Origin of the sequence: Actinokineospora fastidiosa (assembly GCF_014648415.1) — a bacterium.
Lineage (GTDB): Bacteria > Actinomycetota > Actinomycetes > Mycobacteriales > Pseudonocardiaceae > Actinokineospora > Actinokineospora fastidiosa.
The window spans coordinates 233,315-256,885 of record NZ_BMRB01000005.1; the positions used below are offsets into that span (position 1 = coordinate 233,315).

The 23,571-nt window shown below is 74.2% G+C and carries 29 protein-coding genes; 18 read left to right on the top strand and 11 right to left on the bottom strand.

Going from position 1 to position 23,571, the window contains the following annotated elements; translation table 11 throughout:
- Nucleotides 1-166: 166 nt before the first annotated feature.
- Entirely contained in the window at nucleotides 167-1,795 is a 1,629-nt protein-coding gene (locus IEY98_RS25480; RefSeq protein WP_189213155.1) for an ABC-F family ATP-binding cassette domain-containing protein, read from the bottom strand.
- Nucleotides 1,796-1,971: 176 nt separating this feature from the next.
- Here IEY98_RS25480 and IEY98_RS25485 point away from each other — a divergent pair, with 176 nt between their 5' ends.
- Nucleotides 1,972-2,742, top strand: a complete 771-nt coding sequence (locus IEY98_RS25485; RefSeq protein WP_189213156.1) for an SDR family oxidoreductase — start codon at nucleotides 1,972-1,974, stop codon at nucleotides 2,740-2,742.
- 431 nt (nucleotides 2,743-3,173) lie between these two features.
- Here the strand turns inward: IEY98_RS25485 and IEY98_RS25490 are convergent, their stop codons facing one another.
- Together IEY98_RS25490 and IEY98_RS25495 are read right to left on the bottom strand one after the other, a co-directional pair.
- The gene (locus tag IEY98_RS25490) at nucleotides 3,174-4,295 is read right to left on the bottom strand and encodes a M23 family metallopeptidase (protein WP_229787433.1); all 1,122 of its coding nucleotides are present in this window, start codon (nucleotides 4,293-4,295) and stop codon (nucleotides 3,174-3,176) included.
- 103 nt (nucleotides 4,296-4,398) lie between these two features.
- Complete coding sequence (locus IEY98_RS25495) at nucleotides 4,399-5,322, bottom strand: hypothetical protein (protein ID WP_189213158.1); 924 nt, start codon at nucleotides 5,320-5,322, stop codon at nucleotides 4,399-4,401.
- A gap of 64 nt (nucleotides 5,323-5,386) precedes the next feature.
- Between IEY98_RS25495 and IEY98_RS25500 the strand changes: the two genes are divergently transcribed.
- A complete protein-coding gene (locus IEY98_RS25500; RefSeq protein WP_189213159.1) occupies nucleotides 5,387-5,938 on the top strand; it encodes a sigma-70 family RNA polymerase sigma factor in 552 nt (183 codons plus the stop codon).
- Nucleotides 5,939-6,101: 163 nt separating this feature from the next.
- On the opposite strand, the gene IEY98_RS25505 is transcribed toward IEY98_RS25500, so the two are convergent.
- Nucleotides 6,102-7,685, bottom strand: a complete 1,584-nt coding sequence (locus IEY98_RS25505) for a putative PEP-binding protein (protein WP_229787435.1) — start codon at nucleotides 7,683-7,685, stop codon at nucleotides 6,102-6,104.
- On the bottom strand, nucleotides 7,679-7,810 hold the full coding sequence (locus tag IEY98_RS33195) for a hypothetical protein (protein ID WP_258906644.1): 132 nt from the start codon (nucleotides 7,808-7,810) through the stop codon (nucleotides 7,679-7,681). Before IEY98_RS33195 ends, IEY98_RS25505 begins: the two co-directional genes overlap by 7 nt.
- A gap of 190 nt (nucleotides 7,811-8,000) precedes the next feature.
- Here IEY98_RS33195 and IEY98_RS25510 point away from each other — a divergent pair, with 190 nt between their 5' ends.
- Both IEY98_RS25510 and IEY98_RS25515 read left to right on the top strand, forming a co-directional pair.
- Nucleotides 8,001-8,510, top strand: coding sequence for a cupin domain-containing protein (locus tag IEY98_RS25510; RefSeq protein WP_189213161.1), 510 nt, complete (start codon nucleotides 8,001-8,003; stop codon nucleotides 8,508-8,510).
- Nucleotides 8,507-9,256, top strand: a complete 750-nt coding sequence (locus IEY98_RS25515) for an SDR family NAD(P)-dependent oxidoreductase (RefSeq protein WP_189213162.1) — start codon at nucleotides 8,507-8,509, stop codon at nucleotides 9,254-9,256. Before IEY98_RS25510 ends, IEY98_RS25515 begins: the two co-directional genes overlap by 4 nt.
- Before the next feature lies 1 nt (nucleotide 9,257).
- Here IEY98_RS25515 and IEY98_RS25520 read toward each other — a convergent pair whose 3' ends face one another.
- From IEY98_RS25520 to IEY98_RS25535, 4 genes are all read right to left on the bottom strand, one after another.
- Nucleotides 9,258-10,958, bottom strand: a complete 1,701-nt coding sequence (locus IEY98_RS25520) for an ABC transporter ATP-binding protein (RefSeq protein WP_189213163.1) — start codon at nucleotides 10,956-10,958, stop codon at nucleotides 9,258-9,260.
- Nucleotides 10,958-12,610: an ABC transporter transmembrane domain-containing protein gene (locus IEY98_RS25525; RefSeq protein ID WP_189213164.1), complete on the bottom strand. Its 1,653-nt coding sequence runs from the start codon at nucleotides 12,608-12,610 to the stop codon at nucleotides 10,958-10,960. Before IEY98_RS25525 ends, IEY98_RS25520 begins: the two co-directional genes overlap by 1 nt.
- Nucleotides 12,611-12,727: 117 nt before the next feature.
- Nucleotides 12,728-12,928 carry a DUF397 domain-containing protein gene (locus tag IEY98_RS25530; RefSeq protein ID WP_189213165.1) on the bottom strand — a complete coding sequence of 67 codons (201 nt, stop codon included), beginning with the start codon at nucleotides 12,926-12,928 and terminating at the stop codon, nucleotides 12,728-12,730.
- Between the two features lie 2 nt (nucleotides 12,929-12,930).
- Complete coding sequence (locus tag IEY98_RS25535) at nucleotides 12,931-13,791, bottom strand: helix-turn-helix domain-containing protein (protein ID WP_189213166.1); 861 nt, start codon at nucleotides 13,789-13,791, stop codon at nucleotides 12,931-12,933.
- A gap of 374 nt (nucleotides 13,792-14,165) precedes the next feature.
- On the opposite strand from IEY98_RS25535, the gene IEY98_RS25540 reads away from it, so the two are divergent.
- The 4 genes from IEY98_RS25540 (at nucleotide 14,166) to IEY98_RS25555 (ending at nucleotide 17,765) form a co-directional block, all read left to right on the top strand.
- On the top strand, nucleotides 14,166-14,447 hold the full coding sequence (locus IEY98_RS25540) for a hypothetical protein (protein ID WP_189213167.1): 282 nt from the start codon (nucleotides 14,166-14,168) through the stop codon (nucleotides 14,445-14,447).
- A gap of 77 nt (nucleotides 14,448-14,524) precedes the next feature.
- A complete protein-coding gene (locus IEY98_RS25545; protein ID WP_189213168.1) occupies nucleotides 14,525-16,765 on the top strand; it encodes a glycosyl hydrolase family 18 protein in 2,241 nt (746 codons plus the stop codon).
- Between the two features lie 38 nt (nucleotides 16,766-16,803).
- Nucleotides 16,804-17,136, top strand: coding sequence for an ArsR/SmtB family transcription factor (locus IEY98_RS25550; protein ID WP_189213169.1), 333 nt, complete (start codon nucleotides 16,804-16,806; stop codon nucleotides 17,134-17,136).
- Nucleotides 17,133-17,765: an SRPBCC family protein gene (locus IEY98_RS25555; RefSeq protein ID WP_189213170.1), complete on the top strand. Its 633-nt coding sequence runs from the start codon at nucleotides 17,133-17,135 to the stop codon at nucleotides 17,763-17,765. Before IEY98_RS25550 ends, IEY98_RS25555 begins: the two co-directional genes overlap by 4 nt.
- On the opposite strand, the gene IEY98_RS25560 is transcribed toward IEY98_RS25555, so the two are convergent.
- Nucleotides 17,747-18,130 carry a VOC family protein gene (locus IEY98_RS25560; protein ID WP_189213171.1) on the bottom strand — a complete coding sequence of 128 codons (384 nt, stop codon included), beginning with the start codon at nucleotides 18,128-18,130 and terminating at the stop codon, nucleotides 17,747-17,749. The two genes, IEY98_RS25555 and IEY98_RS25560, sit on opposite strands and share 19 nt — an antisense overlap.
- 106 nt (nucleotides 18,131-18,236) lie before the next feature.
- On the opposite strand from IEY98_RS25560, the gene IEY98_RS25565 reads away from it, so the two are divergent.
- A complete protein-coding gene (locus IEY98_RS25565; RefSeq protein WP_189213172.1) occupies nucleotides 18,237-18,794 on the top strand; it encodes a phosphatase PAP2 family protein in 558 nt (185 codons plus the stop codon).
- 116 nt (nucleotides 18,795-18,910) lie between these two features.
- Nucleotides 18,911-19,072: a hypothetical protein gene (locus tag IEY98_RS25570; protein WP_189213173.1), complete on the top strand. Its 162-nt coding sequence runs from the start codon at nucleotides 18,911-18,913 to the stop codon at nucleotides 19,070-19,072.
- On the opposite strand, the gene zapE is transcribed toward IEY98_RS25570, so the two are convergent.
- On the bottom strand, nucleotides 19,069-20,085 hold the full coding sequence (gene zapE, locus IEY98_RS25575) for a cell division protein ZapE (protein ID WP_189213174.1): 1,017 nt from the start codon (nucleotides 20,083-20,085) through the stop codon (nucleotides 19,069-19,071). The two genes, IEY98_RS25570 and zapE, sit on opposite strands and share 4 nt — an antisense overlap.
- Before the next feature lie 87 nt (nucleotides 20,086-20,172).
- Here zapE and IEY98_RS25580 point away from each other — a divergent pair, with 87 nt between their 5' ends.
- The 8 genes from IEY98_RS25580 to IEY98_RS25615 all read left to right on the top strand — a co-directional run bounded on the left by IEY98_RS25580 (nucleotide 20,173) and on the right by IEY98_RS25615 (nucleotide 23,571).
- The gene (locus tag IEY98_RS25580; RefSeq protein WP_189213175.1) at nucleotides 20,173-20,889 is read left to right on the top strand and encodes a pyrimidine reductase family protein; all 717 of its coding nucleotides are present in this window, start codon (nucleotides 20,173-20,175) and stop codon (nucleotides 20,887-20,889) included.
- A gap of 2 nt (nucleotides 20,890-20,891) precedes the next feature.
- Nucleotides 20,892-21,419 (top strand): RNA polymerase sigma factor, encoded by a 528-nt coding sequence (locus IEY98_RS25585; RefSeq protein WP_373292464.1) that lies wholly within the window; start codon nucleotides 20,892-20,894, stop codon nucleotides 21,417-21,419.
- Nucleotides 21,416-21,946, top strand: a complete 531-nt coding sequence (locus IEY98_RS25590) for a hypothetical protein (RefSeq protein WP_189213177.1) — start codon at nucleotides 21,416-21,418, stop codon at nucleotides 21,944-21,946. The genes IEY98_RS25585 and IEY98_RS25590 overlap by 4 nt, the downstream gene beginning before the upstream one ends.
- 103 nt (nucleotides 21,947-22,049) lie before the next feature.
- Nucleotides 22,050-22,544: an Asp23/Gls24 family envelope stress response protein gene (locus tag IEY98_RS25595; RefSeq protein ID WP_189213178.1), complete on the top strand. Its 495-nt coding sequence runs from the start codon at nucleotides 22,050-22,052 to the stop codon at nucleotides 22,542-22,544.
- Complete coding sequence (locus tag IEY98_RS25600) at nucleotides 22,544-22,819, top strand: hypothetical protein (RefSeq protein WP_189213179.1); 276 nt, start codon at nucleotides 22,544-22,546, stop codon at nucleotides 22,817-22,819. Before IEY98_RS25595 ends, IEY98_RS25600 begins: the two co-directional genes overlap by 1 nt.
- Nucleotides 22,816-23,043, top strand: a complete 228-nt coding sequence (locus tag IEY98_RS25605) for a hypothetical protein (RefSeq protein ID WP_189213180.1) — start codon at nucleotides 22,816-22,818, stop codon at nucleotides 23,041-23,043. Before IEY98_RS25600 ends, IEY98_RS25605 begins: the two co-directional genes overlap by 4 nt.
- A gap of 16 nt (nucleotides 23,044-23,059) precedes the next feature.
- The gene (locus tag IEY98_RS25610; RefSeq protein WP_189213181.1) at nucleotides 23,060-23,239 is read left to right on the top strand and encodes a hypothetical protein; all 180 of its coding nucleotides are present in this window, start codon (nucleotides 23,060-23,062) and stop codon (nucleotides 23,237-23,239) included.
- The gene (locus tag IEY98_RS25615) at nucleotides 23,236-23,571 is read left to right on the top strand and encodes an Asp23/Gls24 family envelope stress response protein (RefSeq protein ID WP_189213182.1); all 336 of its coding nucleotides are present in this window, start codon (nucleotides 23,236-23,238) and stop codon (nucleotides 23,569-23,571) included. The genes IEY98_RS25610 and IEY98_RS25615 overlap by 4 nt, the downstream gene beginning before the upstream one ends.

The window sequence follows — 23,571 nt, forward strand, 5'->3', positions numbered from 1 at the left end:
GTGGTGGGGGCCACGGATGACCCCTACCGCCGCAATGATCGAACACGGTGGCGCGGAATGCCAGACGAGATGACTAAAACGTGTCTAACCTGGCGATCACGGCGGATACCGAAGTGGGGACGGTGCGTGATCCGGCTTTTACACCCGCCCAGGAAAACGGCGATTTTCACGCAAGTTGCACGAGTTCGAGGTACTCCGGCGACCAGTGATCCTCGGTCCCGTCGGGCAGCAGGATCACCCGCTCGGGTTGGAGCGCCTCCACCGCGCCGGGGTCGTGCGTGACCAGGACGACGGCGCCGGTGAAGCGGCGCAGCGCGTCGAGGACCTGCTCGCGGCTGGCCGGGTCGAGGTTGTTGGTCGGCTCGTCGAGCAGCAGCACGTTGGCCGCGCTGGAGACCAGCCCGGCCAGCGCGAGGCGGGTCTTCTCGCCGCCGGAGAGCGTCCCGGCGGGCTGGTCGAGCTGCTCGCCCTGGAACAGGAACGTGCCCAGCAGCGAGCGCAGCTGCTGCTCGGGCACGTCCGGCGCGGCGTGGCGCACGTTCTGCCACACGCTCGCTGCGTGGTCGAGCGTCTCGTGCTCCTGGGCGTAGTAGCCGATGCGCAGGCCGTGGCCCGGGACGACCGAGCCGGTGTCGGGCTTCTCCATGCCGCCCAGCAGCCGCAGCAGTGTGGTCTTGCCCGCGCCGTTGAGGCCGAGGATGACGACCCGCGAGCCGCGGTCGATGGCCAGGTCGACGCCGGTGAAGATCTCCAGCGAGCCGTAGGACTTGCTCAGCCCCTCGGCCGTCAGCGGTGTCTTGCCGCAGGGCGCGGGGTCCGGGAAGCGGATCTTGGCGACCTTGTCGGCCTGGCGGACCTCGTCCAGCCCGGCGACCAGCTTCTCGGCGCGCTTGATCATGTTCTGCGCCGCGACGGCCTTGGTCGCCTTGGCGCGCATCTTGTCGGCCTGGGCCAGCAGCGCCCCGGCCTTCTTCTCGGCGTTGGCCCGCTCGCGGCGGCGGCGCTTCTCGTCCGCTGCGCGCGCGTCGAGGTAGCGCTGCCAGCCCATGTTGTAGAGGTCGACCTCGCCGCGGGTGGCGTCGAGGAACCAGACCTTGTTGACCACGTCGCCGAGCAGTTCGACGTCGTGGCTGATCACGACCAGCCCGCCGTTGTGCTGCTTGAGGAAGCCGCGCAGCCAGCCGATGGAGTCGGCGTCGAGGTGGTTGGTGGGCTCGTCGAGCAGCAGGATCGTGCCCGAGCGCCCGCCCGCGCCCGCGTCGGAGGCGGCGAAGAGGATGCGCGCCAGCTCCACGCGGCGGCGCTGGCCGCCGGAGAGCGTGCGCAGCGGCTGGACCAGGATGCGGTCGGCCAGGCCGAGGTTGGCGCAGATGCGGGCGGCCTCGCTCTCCGCGGCGTAGCCGCCGAGGGCGGCGAAGCGCTCCTCCATGCGCCCGTACTTGCGCACGGCGCGCTCGCGCTCGGCGTCGTCGGCCAGCTCGGCCATCGCCGACTGCGCCTTCTCCATCTCGCGGGCGAGCTCGTCGAGGCCGCGGGCGGAGAGCACGCGGTCCTTGGCCGTGACGGACAGGTCGCCCTCACGCGGGTCCTGCGGCAGGTAGCCCAGCTCGCCGCTGCGGCGGACCTCGCCCGCGTACGGCTCGCCCTCGCCCGCGAGCACGCGCAGCGTGGTGGTCTTCCCCGCGCCGTTGCGGCCGACGAGTCCGATGCGGTCGCCCGGCTGGACGCGCAGCGCGGCGTCGGCGAGCAGGATGCGCGAGCCCGCGCGCAGTTCCAGGTCAGTGGCGGTGATCACGTGGATTCTCTCCGAGATTGGGTGGTCGCCGGGCAGGGGTCAGCGGCCCACGAGCCGCTCGCTCGCGGGCGGACCCGCCGTTCAGTCGGTGAAGACCACGACCCGAGTGTAGCCCCGGTGGTCGACCGGATTTCACACCCTCGCGGCTAAGCGCTTGCTTAGCTACAGTGCCAGCCATGACTACTGCCGAGTACACCGGGAAGACCGCGCTGGTCACCGGGGCGAGCCGGGGCATCGGCCTGGCGATCGCCACCGAGCTGGCCCGCGGCGGCGCCGCCGTCACCCTCACCGCGCGCAAGGCCGACGCGCTGGAAGCCGCCGCGGCCCAGATCCGCTCCGCCGTGCGCAGCGCGCGGGTGCTGACGGTCGCGGCCAACACCGGGCGCGACGAGGACCGCGACGAGGTCGTGCGGCAGACGATGGCGGAGTTCGGCAGCCTCGACGTGCTGGTCAACAACACCGGCATCAACCCGGTCTACGGCTCGCTCGTCGACATGGACCTCAACGGCGTGCGCAAGATCTTCGACACCAACGTGGTGGCCGCGCTGGGATACGTGCAGCTGGTCGTGAAGGCGTGGATGGGCGAGCACGGCGGCTCGATCGTCAACATCGCCTCGGTGGCCGGGCTGCGCTCCACCGGCGTGATCGGCGCGTACGGCGCGTCGAAGGCGGCGCTGATCCGGCTGACCGAGGAGCTGGCCTGGCAGCTGGGGCCGAAGGTGCGGGTGAACGCCGTGGCGCCCGGGCTGATCAAGACCCGGTTCGCCGAGTCGCTGTACGCCAGGGGCGAGGAGGAGACGGCGCAGACCTACCCGCTGAAGCGGCTGGGCACGACGGAGGACGTGGCCGAGCTGGTGGCGTTCCTGGCCTCGGACCGGGCAGGGTGGATCACCGGCGAGACCGTCCGCGTCGACGGCGGCCTGCTGGCCACGGGCACGCTGGGCTGACCGGCCGGGGCTGGGCCTGGCAGGCCGAACTGCCGGGGCAGGCTGGCCGACCGGCTGCCGGGCCGGGTCGGCGGGCCGGGCTGCCGGACTGGCGGATCGGACTGGCTAGATCGGGCTGGCGGGCCAGCGGGCCGTGCCGGGCCGAGCTGGCCGACCGGCTGCCGGGCCGGGTCGGCGGGCCGGGCTGCCCGGCCTGCCGAACCGGCTGGCCGAGCTGCGGACTGGCGGATCGGACTGGCTAGATCGGGCCAGCGGGCCGACGGGCCGAACTGCCGGGCCGAGCTGGCCGACCGGCTGCCGGGCCGGGTCGGCGGGCCGGGCTGCCCGGCCTGCCGAACCGGCTGGGCGAGCTGCCGGACTGGCGGATCGGGCTGGGTAGGTCGGGCTGACCGGGCTGGCGGGCCGGGCGACCGACCCGCCACCCCTGGTGGTCAGCAGTAGCCGGAGATCGGGCCGTTGACGCCGGTCCAGAGGTAGGCGTCGCTGATCCAAGTGCCGTCGCTGAGCCGGTCCCACAGGGTCGTGGCGCCGTAGCGGCCGGTGTGCGAGGTGCCGTTGGCGGAGCAGGAGACGGTGACCGTGGCGCCGTCGGCGACGGAGCCGACCACGCCGTAGCCGGTGCCGGGGCCGGAGCGCTTGTTGAGCGTGCCGCCGCCGTTGGTGTCCACGACGCCTTGGTTGAAGCCGAGCGGGCCGTAGTTGTAGACCGAGCCGCCCGCCGCGACCCGGGTGCTCCCGTGCAGCGCGGAGCCCTGGTAGGCGGCGCCGCCGTTCTGCGGCACCCACTTGCCGACGTTGTGGCCCGCGATGCCGACGTAGGCGCTGTTCTGACGGAGTGCGAAGTGGACGTGCCTGCCGAACGCGGAGCCGCCGCAGGTGACGTCCGTGCCGGTGTCGCCGAGGTAGGCGCCCTGGGCGACGGCCGCGCCGTTGACGTTGATGTTGTTCCAGAGGTGGTAGTAGTCGGTCGCGTAACCGCGGTCGTGCACGACGCGGATCCAGCCCTTGCACATCGTGTAGGCCGTGCCGCCGCGCGCGGCGCGGACGCGCTGGTCGCCGCCCGCGAGGTCGAGCGAGCTCCACGGCGTGGGCGTGCCGGACCAGCCGTGCGGGCCGCCGGGCATGCCCCAGGTCTGGCCGGTGGTCCACGGCATGGCCATGCCGGTGCGGAAGTCGCCCGCCGCCTGCAGGCCGTTCTGCTGGGCGAACAGCGGTTTCTCGGCCTCGGTCACCACGGGCGCCTCGGCGGCGAGGCCAGCGAACCCGGGCTCGCCGTCGAGGGCGACGCGCCAGCCGTCGGGGGTGCGTTCGGCGAGGAACAGCCACCCCTCGGGCATCCGGTCGGTGCCGGGCACGCCGAGCGCGACGGCGGTGCCGAAGGCCCAGTCGCCGTCCCGACGGGTGATGTCGATCTTCGGCGCGGCCATGACGGCGGGCTTCCGCGCGGTCATGGCCGCGGTGACGGCGGCGGTGGGGTCGGCGGCGACGGCGGTCGGCTGGGCGGCGGTGGGCTGGGCGATCAGGGCTCCGGCGGCGAGGACCGAAGCGGCCAAGACGGGGATTCGTAAGGCAGGGGACACGAATCGACCTCCTGTGAGCGGGTGATCGCGCACAGTATGCGGAGGTCTTGTTGAGAAGTCACCAGGTGTTGCCTCTTTAGGCCGCCGACTTTCGGCTGACCGGCCGCAGGTGGGCGCGGCGGACGTGCTCGCGGTGCTGGCGCTCGGTCCGGCCGGGACCGCCCACCCGCTCGTCCGGCGCGAGCCCGGCGCGGTGCGGGCCACGGCGGATGCTGATCAGCAGGCCGACGGCGAGCACCAGGATGGCGTGCGAGGCGACCCTGCCGACCGTCGCGGCCCCCGTGGCCAGGTCGATGACGGCGAACGGGCTCAGCACGGCGAGGAACCCGGTCGTGGTGATCAGCACCCCCGTCGCCACGGCGGGCCGGAAGGCGGCCCACGCCATCCCGATCCCGAGCGCGATGGTCCACGCCGACGACTCGTTGAGCAGGTGCGCGGTGGCGTGGGGGTCGACGTGGCCGGGATGCGGGTGCCCGGTGACGCCGAGCAGCTGGGCCATGCCGAGGGTCAGCTGCGCCACGGCCACCATGCCCAACGCCAGCCTCCGCCGACCCGCGGGCTCAGGGGCATCGGGGCTCACCGGCCCGGACAGGACACCCGCCGCGCCTGCCATGGAACGACTCGCGGACTCCACGCCGTCCGGGCTCGCCGTGGACCTCGTCGCCGGGTGGGGAGTGGCGCGGCGGTGGGTCGGCCTCAGCCGGAACAGGAACGAGGTCACTCGCGAGGGCCGTCGGCTGGCGACGGGTAAATCACCCGATTCGGTGGAGTTCTCGTCCGGGGCCGGGTGAATCTCAGGCGGCAGGGCCGCGAGGACGGCGGTGGTCAGGTCCGGGGTCGGGAGTACTTCGCGGACGCGCAGGAGGCGGGTCAGGGTGACGGCCTCGGCGGCCCACTCGCGGCAGACGGCGCACTCGGCCAGGTGGGCGTCGGCCCCCGGCGGCTCGGTCTCGCCGTCCAGGCGCGCGGATACCGCTTCTCGGCATGTTTCGCAGTCCACGCCCTGTTTGGTCGGACGCGGGACTCTCAGAGTTCCCTTGGGTTTCTTCGCTACCCTCGGGCCCGTGCCGACCCCGGAAAGTGACGACGTGACCGCGTGGGCCCTGGCAGCGGGCTCCGGCGACCGCGCCGCCCTGGAGCGTTTCGTCCAGGCCACCCAGCGCGACGTCTGGCGTCTGGTCTCCCACCTGACCGAGCCGCGCATGGCCGACGACCTGACCCAGGACGTCTACCTCCGCGCGCTGCGCAGCCTCCCCGCCTTCGCGGGCCGCTCGTCGGCGCGCACGTGGCTGCTGTCGATCGCCCGCCGGACGGTGGTGGACCACCTGCGGGCCAGGGGCGCCCGCCCGGTGGTCGCCCACTCCGTGGACTACCAGGCCGCCGCCGACGCGCGCGCGGTCGGGCGGACGGGCTTCGAGCAGGTGGTGGAGGTCGGCCAGCTGCTCGCGGGCCTCGACCAGGACCGCAGGGAGGCGCTGCTGCTGACCCAGGTGCTCGGCCTGTCCTACGCCGAGGCTGCCGAGATCTGCGGCTGTCCGATCGGGACGATCCGCTCCCGGGTGGCCAGGGCGCGCGAGGACCTGATCGCCCAGAACGGCCACCGGGACGTGGGCTAGGCGGCCCCGATCAGCGCCGCGGCGGCCTCGGCGCCGTCGCCCTCGCAAGCAGAACGACCTCCTCGGCGCGGCCGATCGGGAGCCCGACGGCGAGCCTGGTCGCGGTCTCGACCAGCGGGCGGACGGGTCGGGCGCGCAGGCCGACCGGCGAGCACGGGCTCCTTCACCGGACGGCCGCCGCGGCGAGGTCCGCGCACTCGGCGAGGGTGTGGGCGCGCAGGGCGGCGCGGACGGCGGGGACCAGCGCGGCGGGCATGGACAGGCTCGTGACGCCCATGCCCGCGAACACCGGCGCGAGGCCGGGGTCGCCCGCGGCCGTGCCGCAGACCCCGACCGGCTTGCCCGCCGCGCGGCCCGCCGAGGCGACGGCGGCGACCAGGGACAGCAGGGCGGGCTGGCGCGGGTCCAGCAGGTCGCCGAGCTCGCCGAGCGTCCGGTCGGCGGCGAAGGTGTACTGGGCGAGGTCGTTGGTGCCGACGCTGACGAAGTCGACCTCGGCGAGGATGGCGGCGGCGCGCAGGGCGGCGGCCGGGATCTCGACCATCACCCCGACCGCGGCCAGGCCCGCTCCCCTGGCCGCGGCGGCGAAGGCGGCGGCCTCGGCCGGGGTGGCGATCATCGGCGCCATGACCCGCACGTCGGCCCGGCACTCGGCGGCGGCCGCGGCGATCGCGGCCAGCTGGGTGTCCAGCAGCGCGGGGTCGCGCCGGGCGATCCGGTAGCCGCGGACGCCGAGCGCGGGGTTGGGCTCGTCGCCCGCCGTGGCGAAGGGCAGCGGTTTGTCCGCGCCCGCGTCGAGGGTCCGGACCACCACCGGACGACCCGGGTAGGCGGAGAACACCGCGCTGTAGGCGGCGCGCTGTTCGTCGAACGACGGCGCGGTCGCGCGGTCGAGGAACAGGAACTCCGTGCGGAACAGGCCGACGCCCTCGGCGTCCACCGCTCCTCCCGCGTCCCCGCCGCCGACGTTGAGCAGCAGCGCCACCGGGTGCCCGTCCGCCGTGCGGCCCGGCCCGGTGTGCGCGGCGAGGTCGTCCGCCCGCTCCCGCGCCGCGGCGCGGACCCGCGCCACCTCGGAATCGGACGGGTCCACGGCGACCGTCCCCGCGCCGCCGTCCACGATCACCCGCGTGCCCTCCGCCACCGCGGCCACCGCGGGGCAGGCGACGACGGCGGGAATCCCCAGCGACCGCGCGACGATCGCGGTGTGGCTGGTCGGCCCGCCCTTCTCGGTCACGATCGCCAGCACACGCGCCGGGTCCAGCACGACCGTGTCGGCGGGCGCGAGGTCGACGGCCGCCAGCACGTGCGGGGTGTCGTCCGACGGCGGGCCGGGCCGGGGCAGGCCGAGCAGGACGGCGACCGCGCGGTCGCGCAGGTCCGCGAGGTCGCCGACCCGCTCGCCCAGGTAGCCGCCCACCGCCGACAGCGCCTCCAGGTGCACGTCGAACGCCTCGTGCACCGCCCACGCCGCGGGCAGTCCCCGCTCGACGGCCGCGCGGACGCCCGCCGCCAGGGCCGGATCGCGGGCCATCATCACCTGGGTGTCCATGATGTCCCGGAGGTCCCCGGACAACCCGGCCGCGCGACCCTCCAGTTCGGACACAACGGTGTCCAGAGCCGCCATGGCGCGCGCGTGCTCGTCCGGGCCGGGCTCGGGACGCTCGGCGGGCAGCACCGGCGCGGGGGCGAGCCGGGCCAGCGGGCCGACCGCCGTCCCCGGGCTCGCCGGGACCCCGCTCAGCATGGCGGCTCGACGGCGCATACCCCCGCCGTGGGCGAGCGGTCGGGCGCCCGGCTCGCCTGCTCGCCCGGCTCGGGGTCGTCCCCGCCGCGCCGGTCGCCGGGGGCGGGGAAACGCGCCACCGTCACTGGTCTCGCTCCTCCTCTCGCCCGACGGCCACGATCGTCGCGGCACGGGCCGCCGTCGGCAGCGCGGCGGCCCGGTCGGGATCGGTGCTCATCCTCCTCCTTACACCGCTCCCCCGGTGACGACCCCGCTGTCACCTGGCCCGCGAGCGTTCCCCGGGCCGCTTCCGGGAGTTCACGTACTGTGATCCCCATGGAGGTCACCGCGGACGACATCGCCGCCCGGTTCGGGCTCGTGCCACTCCCCGCAGAAGGCGGACTGTACCGGCGGACCTGGGCGGGCGCGGTCTCCGCCGGCCGTCCCGCCGGTTCGGCGATCCTGGTGCTGCTGACCGAGGGCGACGGGTTCTCCGCCATGCACCGGCTCCCGGTCGACGAGGTCTGGCACCGCTATCTCGGCGATCCCGTCGAACTGCTGCTGCTCGGCTCGGACGGCCGCGTCGAGGTGCTCGGCCCCGACGTCCTCGACGGCCAGCACGTGCAGTTCACCGTCCCCGCGGGCACCTGGATGGGCGCGCGGGTCAGGCCCGGCGGCAAGTGGGCGCTGTGCGGCACCACGATGGCCCCCGGTTTCGTGCCGTCCGACTACAGCGGCGGCGACCCCGAGGTCCTGGCACTGGCCTATCCGCGGCACGCCGACCTGATCCGCGCCCTGTCCCGCACCGGCGCCCCGACCGCGATGCCGCCGGGGGTGGACTCGTGATCGACCTGCGCGGCGCCACCGTCCTGGTGACCGGGGCGAGCGGCGGGGTCGGGGCCGGGATCGCCCGCCGGTTCGCCAAGGCGGGCGCCGCGGTCGTGGCCCACTACCACCGCAACCGCGCCGCCGCCGAGGCGCTGGCCGCCGACCTGGGCGTGCGGGCCGTGGCGATCGGGGCGGACCTCGCCGTCGAGGCCGAGTGCGCCCGGCTCGTCGCGGAGGCGGCGGGCTGGGCGGGCCGCCTCGACGCCGTGGTCAACAACGCGGGCATCCAGCCGGACCTCGCGCTGGCGGACATGACCGCGGCGGACTGGCGGTCCGTTGTGGACACCAACGTCACCTCGGCGTTCGCCTGCACCCAGGCCGCGGCCAAGATCATGGCCCGCGCGGGCGGCGGGTCGGTCACCCACATCGCCTCGATCCAGGCGCACGCGCCCGCCGAGGGCCACGCCCACTACAGCGCGTCCAAGGCGGCCCTGGTCATGCACGCCCGCGCGGCGGCCCTGGAGTACGGGCGCGCGGGCATCCGGGTCAACACCGTCTCCCCCGGCCTCATCGACCGACCGGGGCTGGCCGACGAGTGGCCGGAGGGCGTCGAGCGGTGGCGGGAGACCGTGCCCCTGGGCAGGCTCGGCACGGCGGCCGACGTCGGCGACGTGTGCGTGTTCCTCGCCTCGCCCCTCGCGTCGTTCGTCTCCGGGCAGGACATCGCGGTCGACGGCGGGATGACCGCGCGCCCGCCCTGGTAGCTCACCCGTGCCAGGACCGCCACAGGCTCGCGTACGGGCCGTTCGCGGCCATCAGCTCGTCGTGTGAGCCCAACTCGGTGATCCGGCCGTGGTCGACCACGGCGACCCGGTCGGCGTCGTGCGCGGTGTGCAGGCGGTGCGCGATCGCGATGACGGTCCGTCCACTCAGGACCGCCGCGACGGCCCGCTCGGTCGCCCGCGCCGAGCGCGGGTCCAGCACGGAGGTCGCCTCGTCGAGGACGACGGTGTGCGGGTCGCGCAGGACGACGCGGGCCAGGGCGAGCAGCTGGGCCTTGTCCGGCGGCAGGCCCTTCAGCGGCGCGTCGAGGTCCGCCTCCGGCCAGCCGACCGTCCTGAGCGCGGCCAGCAGCGCGGCGTCGTCGGCGTCGGGGTCGGCGATGGCCAGGTTCTCCCGCAGCGTCCCGATGAACACGTGGTGCTCCTGGGTGACCAGGACGACCAGCCGGTTGCGCTCGGCGGGGTCGATGTCGGCCACCGGCGCCCCGCCCAGCAGCACCCGCCCCTCGCGCGGCCGGTCGATGCCCGCGATGAGCCTGCCCACGGTGGACTTCCCGGCCCCGGACGGCCCGACGATCGCCAGCCGCTCCCCCGGCCGCACCGCGAGGTCGATGCCGTGCAGCACGTCCCGCCCCGGCACGTAGGCGAACCGGACGCCGCTGAGCCGGACGCGGTCGTCGTGGGGAACCGCGCCGCCCGCGGGCTCCTCGGGCGCGGCCACCCCGGCGATCCTGGCCATGGCGGCCATGCTCGCCTCGATCTGCTCCAGCCACAGGCCCACCCGGCTGACCGGGTCGGCGAGCTGCCAGACGTACAGGACCGCGGCGACGAGCTCGCCCAGCCCGACCCGGCCAGCGAAGTACATCGAGCCGCCCGCCGTCAGCACCACCAACTGCGGCGTCACGTGGCCCAGGTTGACGGTGAGGAACACCCGCAGCCGCAAGGCGAGCGTGCGATAACGCGTGTGGTAGACCGCGTCGACGGCTTGATCGCAGTCCCGCACGCGCTCATCGGCCAGGCCGTACGCCTCCGCGGTGTGCGCGCCCTCCGCGGTGGCCGACATCGACTCGGCCACCGCCGAGCTCGCCCGCCCGTGCTCCAGGTACGCCGGACGCGCGCGGCGGCGGTACCACCGCACCCCGAGCGCCACGATCGGGAGCCCGGAGACGGCGGCGAGCCCGAGCACCGGGTGCAGGAGGAACACCGCGCCGAGCACGAGCAGCACCTGCGCCGCGGCGACCAGCAGGTCCGGCGCGGCGTCGCGCAGCGTCGCCCCGACCGCGGCGACGTCGGCGGTCGAGCGGGTCACCAGGTCGCCGGTCCCGGCGCGCTCCACCACCCCGGTCGGCAGCGCGAGGACGCGGTCGACCAGGCCGTCGCGCAGCCGGGCCGTCGCCCGCTCCCCCATGCGGTGCGCGGCTCGCCGCGCCAGCCGGGTCAGCACGAGTTGCAGCAGCGCGAACCCGACGATCGCGCCCGCGAGCGCGTCGACCGCGTCCGGGGTCGCCCCGCCGTCCTCGACCAGGCCGATGATCCGGCTGAGCAGCCAGGGCGCGACCAGCCCCGCGGCCGCCGCGGCGACCGTCAGCGCCAGCACCCCGGCCATCGGCCACCGCTCGCCCCGCAGGAGTTCCCGCCGGGCCCGGCGGGACGCGCGCCGGTCCGCCACCGGGAACGCGGTCATCACGCCTCCCTCTCGACCAGAGCGCGGTAGTCCGCGTCCGCCAGCAACTCGGCGTGCGTGCCCTCGACAACCCTGCCGTCGTGGGCGAAGCACACGCGGTCGGCCTTCTGGAGCAGCAGGGGCGATGTCGTGACCAGCACCGTCGTGCGGCCCTTGCGGTAGTCGGCCACGCCGTCGGCGATCGCGGCCTCGGTGTGCGCGTCCACCGCCGACGCAGGCTCGACCAGGATCAGCACGTCCGGGTCGGCGAGCAGGGCCCTGGCCAGCCGCAGCCGCTGGCGCTGGCCGCCGGAGAGGTTCCTGGCCTGCGTCTCCACCACGGTGTCCAGCCCCTCGGGCAGGGCCTCCACGATGTCCTCGGCGGCCGCGGCCCGGATCGCCGCCGTCGGCTCGTCGCCGCCGAGCACCGCGCGCAGCGGACCGGGGAACAGGTAGGCGGAATCGTCGGACACCACCACCCGCGCCCGGAGGTCGGCGACGTCGGGCACGGGGACGTTGCCCCAGCACGCGCCGGGCGCATAGCCGCCCAGGCGCTCGACCACCGGCGTCGGATCGGTGCTGACCAGGGCGGTCAGCATCCCGGGCTCCACGCGGACCCCGGAGGGATCGGTCAGCGGGGCGCACACCGGCGCGGGCGCGGTGTTCTCCCGTTCCGGGACCGGCACGGACAGCACGGCGACCACCCGCTCGGCGGAGACCAGACCGCGGGAGATGTCGTCGGCGCCCTCGATGAGGAAGCTCACCGGGACGACCAGCACGGCGACATAGCCGTAGACGGCGACCATCTCGCCCACCGTGATCGTGCCCGCCGCGGTCAGCCGCGCGGCGATCCAGGTGACGGCGGCGAGGAAGACGACCGGCAGGCAGGCCCCGACGGCCTGCACCCAGCTGGTGATCGCCCCGACCCGGTACCCGTCGGCGCACAGCGCGGCGGAGTCGGCGTGGTAGCGCCGGGCGAAGACGTCCTTGCCGCCGATGCCGCAGAGCACGCGCAGCCCGGCGACGATGTCCGCCGTCCGCGCGGTGAGCGCGCCCTGCCGTTCGCGGTAGCCGCTCTCCCGGCCGCGCAGCCCCCGCAGCAGCGGGCCGAGCGTCACCGCCATCACCGGCACCCCGAGCAGCACGACGACAGCGAGCAGCCAGGAGACGTCGAACAGCACGACCGCCGTGAGCGCGTACGCCACGACCGCGCCGACGCCCGGCCCCGTCGAGGTCATCACCCAGGAGATGCGCTGCATGTCGGTGGCCTGCACGCTGGCCAGCTCGCCTGCGGAGAGCCTACGCGGGAACTCCGCGCCGAGCCGGACCACGTGCCGCACCACGACCTGCACCGTGCGGTACATGGCGTCGCCGCGCACCAGCGTCATGGTGCGGTGGCGCATCCAGGCGACCGCGGCGTCGAAGAGCCCGGCCGCGGCGATCGCGGCCGTCCAGCCCAGCAGCGCGGACCGGTCGCCCGCGCGCAGGCCGTCATCGATCGCGCGCTGCACCAGGTACGGCGGGAGGATCAGCCCGCACATCCAGAGGGTGCCCCAGAGCGTGCCCTGGGCCGACTGCCGCCACTGCGCGATCGCGAGCCACCACAGGAACCGTCCGGGGCCGCGGATGTCGGGTCGACCGGGATCGGCATACGGCACGCGACGCTCCCCCATGGCGTCAACCTACCGGCTGGCGGGTCACCGAATCGTGAGGCATCATCGGTTTGGGCGTCCGGCCACCGAGTGCCCCGGTCCACGCAGCGTGTGGACCGGGGCACTCCACGACCTGCCTCAGCGCAGGCTGACGGTGAACTCCGACCACGCGGGACGCGGGAACACGAGCACCGGGCTCACCGCGCCCAGTTTCGTGTCCCGCACGCCGACGGCAGCAACGGACGGTCCAACCTCGACACACCCGTTCTCGGCGCTGTACGTCGACTTGCGCCACCGCGTCATGGCCGGGAGGCCACCGGCGACCTCCTGGAACCTCATGCTCACAACTCCTTCGCTATCCGGTGGATGTACGCCGGAGACTCCGCCGGGCTGATCGCCTGCACCCGCAACCTCGACAAAGCGTCGCGGTACCGGGTGATCTGCTCGGGCTCCTCGTAGTAGTAGCCCTTCACCCGCGTCTCCGCGAAGACCACCCCTTGGTCGTTCTCCAACTCAGCCGGGAACGTCAGCAGGCTGAACGTCCCGTCGACCCCGATGTGCGCGCCCGCGGAGAACGGCAGCACCTGGAGTTCGATGTTCGGCTTCTCGGCCAGTTCCAGCAGAGAGCGTAGCTGTGCACGCAACGTGTCCCGGCTGCCTACCTCCCACCGCATCGCGGGTTCGGCGATCACCCGCCACACCACCGGCGGTGACTCAGCGTCGAGCACCTCGTGCTGCCGGGCGAGCCGCAGCTCCACCTGCTGGTCGATCTCCGCCTCCGACAGTCCCGGCCGGAGCCCGCGGAAGACCGCGCGGGCGTAGTCCGGGGTCTGGAACAGACCCGGCACGATGTGGGCGTCCCAGCTCTCGATCTGCCGCGCGCTGCACTCCAGGCCGAGGAACAGGAAGAAGTAGTCGGGCACGACGTCGCCGAAGCCGATCCACCAGTCCTTGCCCTTCTTGGCGCGCAGCCGCAGCTCCCGCCAGAACTCGATGCGCTCGGGCACGCCGTAGAGCTCCAGCAGGCGCTCCAGCTCCAGCGGCCCGGGCAGCGACCGGCCGACCTCCATGTGGCCGATGTTGGTGACGCTGCCGTGGATCGCCGCCGCGGCCTGCTCGCGGCCGATGCCCGCGCGCTCGCGCAGCCTGCGCAGCTCGAACGCGATCCACCGCTTCAGGACGGTGGGACTGCTGGCGACCACAGTGGACCCCCTTCGTCGAATGGCTGCGCTCAGCTTGCCGCATCCGCAAGGAATGGGAGTTCACCCAATCGAAGGACTCGCCAATGTAGTGCACTACAACCTAGCGTTTCCCGCGTGGGAGCACGCCTCCCGCCCGGGGAGCCCCGTCCGCTCCCGGACGCCCAGTCGCGCAGGCGGGCGCTCCCCGGCCACCAGCGTTCGGAAAGGGGCTCGCGGGTGACGTTCCAGAGCCCGAAACCCGCTCCGAACCCCGACGCCGCCTCCCTCGCTCGGCGGCGTCCGCGTGGCCGGTCCGCACGCCGCGCCCCCGACCGCCGCCGCCCGCGGCGGTGCGACCAGCGGACCGGCCACCCCGCGACCGGAGAAGGACCGCCATGCCCGCCGCAACGCCGACCGTCGCCGACTTCACCGACTTCGTCCGCCACCTCATGGCCGAGGGGTGGTCCCGCCTGCCCACCGAGTTCGCCGGGTTCCTGGCGTGCCGGGTGTGGTCGGACGACTCAGCGGACACCGTCGTGGTGTTCGACCTCGACCACGTGCACGCCCGGCGCGAGTCCGCGGACGGCACCGTGACCTGGCTGTTCGACGGCGACCTCGGCTCGGTGCGGCACGCGCTGGCCGGGCTCGCCCCGCCGATTGACGCCGGATTGGTCTAGACCCGCTGCGCTCGACCTCGCTACATTCGGCACATGGTCTAGACCATGTTGCTGTTTCCGCGAGGGGAGCACAGCCCATGAACCGCGTTCGCAGACCGCTCATCGCCCTGCTCGGCCTGATCCTGGCCACCCTGGTCGTCCCGGCCGTCCCGGCCGCCGCCGACGGGAGCCTGCGGGCCACGCTCGCGCTCACCGGGACCACCGGCGAGTACACCGTCACCAACACCGGGTCCGCCGCCGTAACCGGATGGGCCATCACTTTCACCCTGCCGGCAGGCGTCACCGCCAGCACCGGATCGCACGCCACCGTGACGCAGACGGGCAACCAGGTCACGCTGAAGCCCGCGTACTACATCAACACCGTGCACCCGGGCCGGTCCACCTACCCCTACAGCCCGACGTTCCGGCTCAGCGCGGCGGCGCAGCCGACCCAGTGCCGCATCGACAACGCCAACTGCGACGGCACGCCGGACACCCCGCCGACCGCGCCCACCGGCGTTCGCGCGACCGTCAAGACGACGAAGTCGGTGACGCTCAGCTGGACCGCGTCCACGGCGGGATCGCTGCCGGTCGCGGGCTATGACGTCCTCCAGGGCGGCGCGGTCGCGGCGTCGACGACCGGGACGTCGGCGACCGTGTCCGGCCTGACGCCAAACACGTCGTACACCTTCACCGTGCGGGCGAAGGACACCAAGGGCACCGCGTCGCCGGACAGCGCGCCGCTCGCGGTGACGACGAACAACCCGGCCGACGACACCCAGCCCCCGACCGTCCCGACCGGGCTGCGCTCCACGGCGGCCGACTCCGGCAGCGTCACGCTGAGCTGGAACGCCGCCACCGACAACACCGGCGTGGTGGGCTACGAGGTGCTGCGGGCGGGCGCCGACCCGGTGACCGCCGCCGGGACGAGCGCGAAGATCACCGGCCTCGCGCCGTCCACGTCCTACAGCTTCTCCGTCCGCGCCAAGGACGGCTACGACAACCTCTCAGCGGCCAGCCCCGCCGTCACGGTGTCCACAGGGGACATCGTGGACGGGTACGCGCGGGTCGCCTACTTCGTCCAGTGGGGCATCTACGGCAGGCAGTACTTCGTCAAGAACCTGCACACCTCCGGGGCCGCCGCCAAGCTGACCCACCTGCTGTACGCGTTCCAGAACATCGATCCGGTGAACCTGACCTGCCTGTCCGGGGTCACCAAGGGCACGACGTCCAACCCGCAGGACCCGAACCAGGGCGACGGCGCAGGCGACGCCGAGGCCGACTACTCCCGCCCGTTCTCGGCTTCGCAGTCGGTCGACGGCGTCGCGGACACCGGCTGGGAGCCGTTGCGCGGCAACCTGAACCAGCTGCGCAAGCTCAAGACGATGTACCCGAACCTGAAGATCCTCGTCTCGCTGGGCGGGTGGACGTACTCGAAGTACTTCTCCGACGTGGCCGCGACCGACGCCTCCCGCAAGAAGTTCGTCGCGTCCTGCGTCGACACCTGGATCAAGGGCAACATCAAGCCCTACGGCGGCGCGGGCGGGCCGGGCACGGCCGCGGGCATCTTCGACGGCATCGACGTCGACTGGGAGTGGCCGGGCAGCCCCGACGGGCACCCCGGCAACCACTGGAGCCCGAACGACAAGCGCAACAACACGCTGCTGATGGCCGAGTTCCGCCGCCAGCTCGACGCGCTGTCGGCCACCACCGGCAAGCGCTACGAACTGCACGCCTTCACCCCGGCCGACCCGGGCAAGGTGGCCGCGGGCTGGGAGGTCCCGGAGATCTTCCAGTACCTGGACGTGGCCAACGTGCAGGGTTACGACTTCCACGGCTCAGGCAGCGACAACTCGTGGGAGCCCAACCGCACCGGCCACCAGGGCAACCTCTACGTGGACGCCGATGACCCGTATACCAACAAGTTCAGCGTGGAGACGGCGATCAACGCCTACACCGACGCGGGCGTCGACCCACGGCGGCTGACCGTCGGACTGGCGTTCTACGGACGCGGCTGGCAGGGCGTGCCCAACGGCGGCCGCAACGGCGAGTGGCAGTCCGCGACCGGCGCGGCGCCCGGGCAGTTCGCCGAGGAGGCGGGCACCCGGGGGTACGGGAACCTGCTGGCCATGGTCCCCAACTGCACGATCCACCACGACACGGCAGCGGTGGCGACCTATTGCTACAACGGCAACCAGTGGTGGACGTTCGACGATCCGTGGGCGATCGCCAGGAAGACCGCGTGGGTGCGCGAACGCGGCCTGCTCGGGGTGATGGCCTGGGAGATGTCGGGCGACACCGGCGTGCTGATGAACGCCGTCGACGCCGGTCTTCGGTAGCGGTTGCTTATATAAGTAGCGGCTGATAGCTTGGCGCCGTGCACGCGTTCGACGTCCTCGGCGACCCCGTCCGACGCCGCATCCTGGAACTGCTCGCCGACGGCGAGCGGACCTCGGGTGCGGTGTCGGCGGCTATCCAGGCGGAGTTCGGCATCAGCCAGCCCGCCGTCTCCCAGCACCTGCGCGTGCTGCGGGAGAACGGGTTCACCACCGTGCGCGCCGCCGGGACGCGGCGGCTGTACTCGGTGAACTCCGCGCCGCTGCGCGACGTCGACGCGTGGCTCGACCGCTTCCGGCGTTTCTGGACGCCGCACCTGGACGCGCTGGCCACCGAGCTGGCCCGCGGCCGCCGTGAGAGAGGAAAGCCATGACCATCGATGTCGACCACCAGATCAACGCCGTGTCGCGCACCATCGGCTCGCGCACGCTGGAGGCGGGCGAGGCCCGCGTCCTCACCGTGTCGCAGACCTACAAGGGCGAGGTCGAGGACGTCTGGGACGCCCTGACCAACCCCGAGCGCCTGCCGCGCTGGTTCCTGCCCGTCACCGGCGAGCTGCGGCTGGGCGGGCGCTACCAGCTGGAGGGCAACGCGGGCGGCGTCGTCGAGCGCTGCGACCCGCCCACGTCCTTCGCCGCCACCTGGGAGTTCGGCGGTGACGTGAGCTGGATCGAGGTCACCCTGACCCCGGTGGAGGCGGGCGTGCGGTTCCAGCTGGAGCACGTCGCCCACGTCGACGACGAGCGCTGGGCCGAGTACGGCCCCGGCGCGGTGGGCATCGGCTGGGACCTCGGCATCATGGGCCTGGCCGAGCACCTGTCCGGCTCCCCCGCCGTCGAGCCGTCCTCGGCGGCCGAGTGGACGGCATCGGCGGAGGGGGTCGCCTTCATGCGGGCCTCGAACGAGCGCTGGCGCGAGGCCAGCGTCGCCGCGGGCACGGACCCGGCCGAGGCCCAGGCGGCCGCCGACCGGGTGTTCGCCGCCTACACCGCTGCCCCGTAGGAGCGGGTCAGCACCTCGAGGTTGTGGCCGTCGGGGTCCTCGAAGTAGAACCCCCGGCCGCCGTCGTTGGTGTTGATCCGGCCCGCCTCGCGGTGGTACGGGTCGGCCCAGTAGGTGAGGCCCCGGTCGACGACGCGGGCCAGCACCGCGTCGAAGTCCTCCTCGGTCACCTTGAAGGCGTAGTGCTGGCTGGTGATCGGGGCGGGGGTCTCGTAGTAATCGAGGGTGAGGTCGTGGGCCAGCGGGACGGTCATGAACGGCCCGTACGGGACCGGCTCCGGCAGCCCGAGGATCTCGGTCAGGAAGCGCGCCGACGCCGTCTTGTCGGTGGCGTTGACGATGGTGTGGTTCAACTCGACTGGCACTGTTTCCCCTTTCGCCTGTGCGATCAAGGCTAATAGCTCCAGTTAACTGGATGTCCAGGGTTCGACCGGCTCCGCCGAGGCCCCGGCCGTCGGCCACACTGCACCCATGCTCATCTGGGCACTGGCCTGCGCCGTCGCGGCCGTCGTGCTGGGGATCGCCGTGGGCGAGGGCCCCACGGCCGTCGACACCTGGATCGCCGCGCGCCTCGGCGGGCCGTCGGCGCTGTGGGACACGCTCAGCCTCACCACGCACCCGGTCGCCACGCTGTCCGTCATCGCCGCGACGGTCGTCCTGGCCCGCCGCCGCCTTTCGGTCGCGCTGATGGCGGCGGCGGGCCCCGCGATCGCGGTCGCGCTCAACACCTGGGCGCTCAAGCCCGCGTTCGGCCGCGTCCACGGCGACCACCTCGCCTATCCGAGCGGCCACACCACCGCCCTCGCGGCCATCCTCGCCGTGCTGGTCATCGCCGCGGGGCCGAGGTGGATCGCGGCCGCCATCCCGCTGATCGCCGTCGCGGGCGCGGCGATCGTCGGCATGGGATACCACTACGCGACCGACATCCTCGGCGGCGCGCTCTGGGCGTCGGCGGTCGTCACCTTCCTGTGGGGGACGCTCGCGCGACGGCCCCGCGAGCGCGATGCCACGGAAAACGCCGCTGCGTAGCCGTTCACCCGGGCGGATCACCCGACGTAGCTACCGGACCACGCTGCGCCGTTACCCGAGCGAGGGCGTACCGTGCGTAACCTGGGCTCAGGACGATCAACGGCGGAAGGACGGCGGTGACCGACACACCCATCTACGACCAGGTCCGACGCGAACTCACCGAACGCGGCGAACCCGAACGGGCCGGTGCGCGGGCCCGCGAGGACGGGTCGGGCGTGTCGGTGTGGGCGCTCATCGACGAGCACAAGAGCCGCGAGGGCCGCCGCCGCAGGCCCTAGGCGGCGACGGCGTCCCGGGACAGCGCGACCAGGCGGCTCACCGCGCGCAGGTACTTCTTGCGGTAGCCGCCGCGCAGCATCTCGGGGGTGAACAGCTCCGAGACCGGCGCGCCGGACACCACGACCGGGACGGCCCGGTCGTAGAGCCGGTCGGCGAAGGCGACCACCCGCAGCGCCACGTCCTGGCCCGAGAGCGGCAGCACGCCGCGCAGGTGCACGGCGGCCACGCCGTCGACCAGCCGCCCGTACTTCGACGGGTGCAGCCGGGCCAGGTGCGCGCACAGCGCGTCGAAGTCGTCCAGAGTGGACCCGGGCAGCGCGGCGGCCCTGGCCGCCAGCTCGGCGTCGGACACCGGGTCGGGCGCGTCGGGCAGGCCGCGGTGGCGGTAGTCGGGGCCGTCGACCCGGACGACGTCGAAGCGCGCGGAGAGCGCCTGGATCTCGCGCAGGAAGTCGTCGGCGGCGAAGCGGCCCTCGCCCAGCTTGTCCGGCAGGGTGTTGGACGTCGCCGCGACGGCCACGCCCGCGTCGGTCAGCTCGGCCAGCAGCCGGGTCACGAGCATGGTGTCGCCCGGGTCGTCCAGCTCGAACTCGTCGATGGCCAGCAGCCGGTGCCCGCTGAGCCGCCGGACCGTCTCGGCGAAGCCGAGCGCGCCCACCAGGTGGGTCAGCTCGACGAACGTGCCGTACGCCTTCGGGCCGGGCGCCGCGTGCCACAGCGAGGCCAGCAGGTGGGTCTTGCCGACGCCGAACCCGCCGTCGAGGTAGAGGCCCGGCTTGCCGCGCTCCTCGCGGCCGAACAGCCGCTGGATGAGCGAGCGGGGCGCGGGCGCGCCCACCCGTGCGGCGAACGCCCGGCCCTCGGCGACCGCGGCCGCCTGGCTGGGCTCGTCCGGGTTGGGCAGGTAGGTGTCGAACGAGACCGCGCCGAAGCGGGGCGGCGGGGTCAGCGCGGCGACGAGTTCCTCGGGCGCGAGCACGGGCTCGCGGTCGGCGAGGCGGGACGGCGGCATGCGGGCAGCGTAGCGGCGTGCTGGGATGGACCGGTGCACAAGCTGTGGCCGCTCCCCCCTGTTTCCCCAGGTCAGCCCCCTCCCGATGTGGTGGACGACACCGACCTGGAAGATCTCTACGACTACCCGCCCGACCTGACCGCGCCGTTCGTGCAGGTCAACTTCGTCGCCAGCGCCGACGGCGGCGCGGAGCTGTCGGGCAAGTCCGTCGGCCTGTCCAGCCCGGGCGACCGCAGGATCCTCGCCCTCGGCCGCGACCTCGCCGACGTGGTGCTCGTCGGCTGGGGCACCGCGCACGCGGAGGGCTACCGCGGCATCAAGCGCAGGGAGCTGCGCGACCGGCGCCGGTCGGCGCGCGGGCTCGGCGAGGTCCCCCCGATCGCGGTGGTCAGCGGCCGCTGCTCCGTCCCGCCGGACTCCCCGCTGATCACCGACACGCTCGTCCCGCCGATCGTCATCACCGCCGAGTCGGCCGACGCGGGGCGCAGGCGGGCGCTGGCCGCCGCGGGCGCCGAGGTCGTCGTCGCCGGGCACGACCAGGTCGACCCGGCGGCCGCCATCGCCGCGCTGGGGGAGCGCGGCCTGAACCGCGTGTGCTGCGAGGGCGGGCCGGAGCTCTTCGGCGCGCTCGTCGCCGCCGACCTCGTCGACCAGCTCAACCTGACCGTCTCGCCGATGCTCGCCGGTGGCGGCCCCAGCCGCATCGCCGTCGGCACCCGGCCGCACCTGCCCACCCGGCTGCGCCTGGAGTCCCTGCTGGTCGAGGACGGCTTCCTGATGCTGCGGTATCGCCGGGGGCAGTGACGGTGTCGGACGAGGCGCTGGCCGCGCGCGCCGCACAGGGCGACGCGGCCGCGTTCGACGCGCTCGTGCGCGCCCACACCGACCGGATGTACCGGGTCGCCCTGCGCGTGTGCGGGGACCCGGCCGACGCCGAGGACGTCGTGCAGGACGCCTGGATCGCCGCGTGGCGGGGCCTGTCCGGCTTCCGCGGCGAGGCGAAGGTGTCCACCTGGCTCTACCGGGTGGTGAGCAACACCGCCGTCGCCCATCTGCGCCGCCGCAGGCCGACCGCGTCGCTGACCGGGGTCGAGGTCGTCGACCAGGGGCCGACGCCGGAGGGCCAAGCGCTGCTGCGGGAGCGGGCCGCTGCCGTGCACCGGGCGATCGCCGCGCTGGAGCCCGGCCAGCGCGTGCCGCTCGTGCTGCGCGAGTTCGAGGGGTTGAGCTACGCCGAGGTCGCCGAGGTGCTGGGGGTGGAGGTCACGGTCTTGCACCGCAGGCTGCACCGGGCGAGGGTGGCCCTGTTGGCGAAGCTGAGGGAGCTGCGATGACCGCCATGCCCTGCGGGCGCCGGAGCGAGGACCTGCTGCGCCTGGCCGCCGACGGCCCCGCCGCCGACCCCGACCTGGCCCGCCACGCCCGCGCCTGCCCGCACTGCGGCCCCGAACTCGCCCGTCTCGACAACCACTGGGACGACGTGCGCGCCGCGGCGGCCACTCCGCCGCCCGCCCCGCCCGGGCTCGCCGAGCGCATGGTCGACGTGCTGCGCGGCGTGCGCGGGACGGGCGGGACCTATCACGGCGTCGCCGAGGGCGTCCGGGTCGCCGACCACGTCGTGGTGATGGTCGTGCGCCGCGTCGCCGCCGACGCGGTCGCGGGGCTCGGGCACGTGCGCGCGGTGCGCACCGAGGCCGACACGATCCACATCGGACTCGCCGTGCGCTACGGCGTCGCGGCGGACGCGCTGGCCGAGCGGGTCCGCGCGAGTGTCCTCGCCGGACTGGCCGAGCGGGTCGGGCCGGTGGCGACCGGGGTCGACGTCCGGGTCGTCGACGTGGTTCCTCCCCCGATCGGGTGACTTGCCGGGAGATCCACGGATGCTGTGGCATCACAAGGGGTGCGGACGGCGGAACCGGCCGGCCGCAGAGATCTCTCCGACGCCGTAGAGGGAGCCGCCGACCATGGCACAGCCCAGCACCACATCCGACACCCCGGCGACCGAGTCCGCCGGGTCCGTCCCCAGCACCCGTGCGGGCGGCGTGCCCGCACGCCTGGGCGACGAGCAGTCCCAGGGCAAGACCACCATCGCCTCCGGCGTCGTGCAGAAGATCGCGGGCATGGCCGCCCGCGAGGTGTCCGGCGTGCACGCGATGGGCGGGGGCGTCTCCCGCGCCTTCGGCGCGATCCGCGAGCGCATCCCGGGCGCGGGGACGGTGTCCACCTCCGGCGTCGCCGTCGAGGTGGGCGAGAAGCAGGCCGCGATCGACCTCGACCTGGTCGTCGAGTACGGCGCCGGGATCGTCGAGCTGGCCCGCGCCGTGCGCCGCAACGTGATCACCGCGGTGGAGCGGATGACGGGCCTCGAGGTGATCGAGGTCAACATCTCCGTCAACGACATCCACCTGCCCGACGACAACGGCAGCGGGGACGAGACGGCGCAGGCCCGGGTCGAGTGATGCCCGACATCGCCGACCGGCTCGCCGCCGCGGTGCTCGCGCACCCGGCGGTGGTGCGGCTCGACGGCGGTCCGTTCGGGACCGTCGCGACCGCGCTGCCCGGGCGGCGCGTCGTCGGGGTCGGGGTGGACGCCCGGGGCGGGGTCGAGGTGGCGGTCGTGCTGACCGCGGACCGGCCCATCCCCGCCGTCACCGCCGAACTGCGCGAGCTGGTGCGCGGTGTCGCGGGCGGCGTGCCGGTCGACGTGCACGTGTCCGACGTGGAGGCACGGTGACCTGGCGCGCGGAGTACCGGGAGTTCATCAGGCGCAACCACCCGGACCGAGGGGGCGACCCGGAGGCGTTCGCCGCCGGGCTCGCCGAGCTGCGGGCGCGCCGCGACGCCCGCTTCGACGCCCCGGTCGTCGGGGGCGCCGACCCGCCGCGCGGGGTGCGCGGCGCCGCGCGCCGGGTGCGCCGCTGGTACACGCGGCGCTTCCGCAAGCCCAGGGTTCGCTGATCCGCAAAGGGGAATCATGAACGCCACCCAGACCGGCATCATCGCCGGTCTCATCCTCGGCCTCGCGGCCACCCAGGGTTTCATCGCCTTCCTGGTGACCCTGGCCGTCGGGTTCGTCGGCCTGGTGATCGGCAGGGTGATCGACGGCGAGCTCGACCTGTCCGACGTGTTCGCGGGCCGGGGCAAGGACAAGTGAGCCCGGAGGACCGCGGCACGCTCACCATCGCCCCGTCCGTCGTGCGGCGGGTCGCCGAGCGGGCCGCGGACAGCACCCCCGGCGCCGCCCGCACGGCGGGCGCGCTCGGCATGGGGCGGCACGGGGCGGCGGCCGACGTCGACGGCGACGGCCCCCAGGTGCGCCTGCGCGTCGAACTCGCCCTGCGCTACCCCGCCGAGCTGCGGTCCGTGGCCGCCGCGGTCCGGGCCAGGGTCGCCGACGAGGTGGAGCGCATCACCGGCTATCAGGTGCGCCGTGTCGAGGTCGTGGTCACCGGCCTGGTGGCGCCGACAGGGAAGCGGGTGGAGTGA

Coding starts and splice junctions, on each gene's coding strand:
- IEY98_RS25505 (WP_229787435.1), bottom strand. CDS start 7,685: ATGCTGAGCGGGGTCCCGGCGAGCCCGGGGACGGCGGTCGGCCCGCTG.
- IEY98_RS25520 (WP_189213163.1), bottom strand. CDS start 10,958: ATGACCGCGTTCCCGGTGGCGGACCGGCGCGCGTCCCGCCGGGCCCGG.
- IEY98_RS25485 (WP_189213156.1), top strand. CDS start 1,972: ATGACTACTGCCGAGTACACCGGGAAGACCGCGCTGGTCACCGGGGCG.
- IEY98_RS25510 (WP_189213161.1), top strand. CDS start 8,001: ATGGAGGTCACCGCGGACGACATCGCCGCCCGGTTCGGGCTCGTGCCA.
- IEY98_RS25525 (WP_189213164.1), bottom strand. CDS start 12,610: ATGGGGGAGCGTCGCGTGCCGTATGCCGATCCCGGTCGACCCGACATC.
- IEY98_RS25540 (WP_189213167.1), top strand. CDS start 14,166: ATGCCCGCCGCAACGCCGACCGTCGCCGACTTCACCGACTTCGTCCGC.
- IEY98_RS25555 (WP_189213170.1), top strand. CDS start 17,133: ATGACCATCGATGTCGACCACCAGATCAACGCCGTGTCGCGCACCATC.
- IEY98_RS25565 (WP_189213172.1), top strand. CDS start 18,237: ATGCTCATCTGGGCACTGGCCTGCGCCGTCGCGGCCGTCGTGCTGGGG.
- IEY98_RS25600 (WP_189213179.1), top strand. CDS start 22,544: ATGCCCGACATCGCCGACCGGCTCGCCGCCGCGGTGCTCGCGCACCCG.
- zapE (WP_189213174.1), bottom strand. CDS start 20,085: ATGCCGCCGTCCCGCCTCGCCGACCGCGAGCCCGTGCTCGCGCCCGAG.
- IEY98_RS25610 (WP_189213181.1), top strand. CDS start 23,060: ATGAACGCCACCCAGACCGGCATCATCGCCGGTCTCATCCTCGGCCTC.
- IEY98_RS25545 (WP_189213168.1), top strand. CDS start 14,525: ATGAACCGCGTTCGCAGACCGCTCATCGCCCTGCTCGGCCTGATCCTG.
- IEY98_RS25590 (WP_189213177.1), top strand. CDS start 21,416: ATGACCGCCATGCCCTGCGGGCGCCGGAGCGAGGACCTGCTGCGCCTG.
- IEY98_RS25595 (WP_189213178.1), top strand. CDS start 22,050: ATGGCACAGCCCAGCACCACATCCGACACCCCGGCGACCGAGTCCGCC.
- IEY98_RS25530 (WP_189213165.1), bottom strand. CDS start 12,928: ATGAGGTTCCAGGAGGTCGCCGGTGGCCTCCCGGCCATGACGCGGTGG.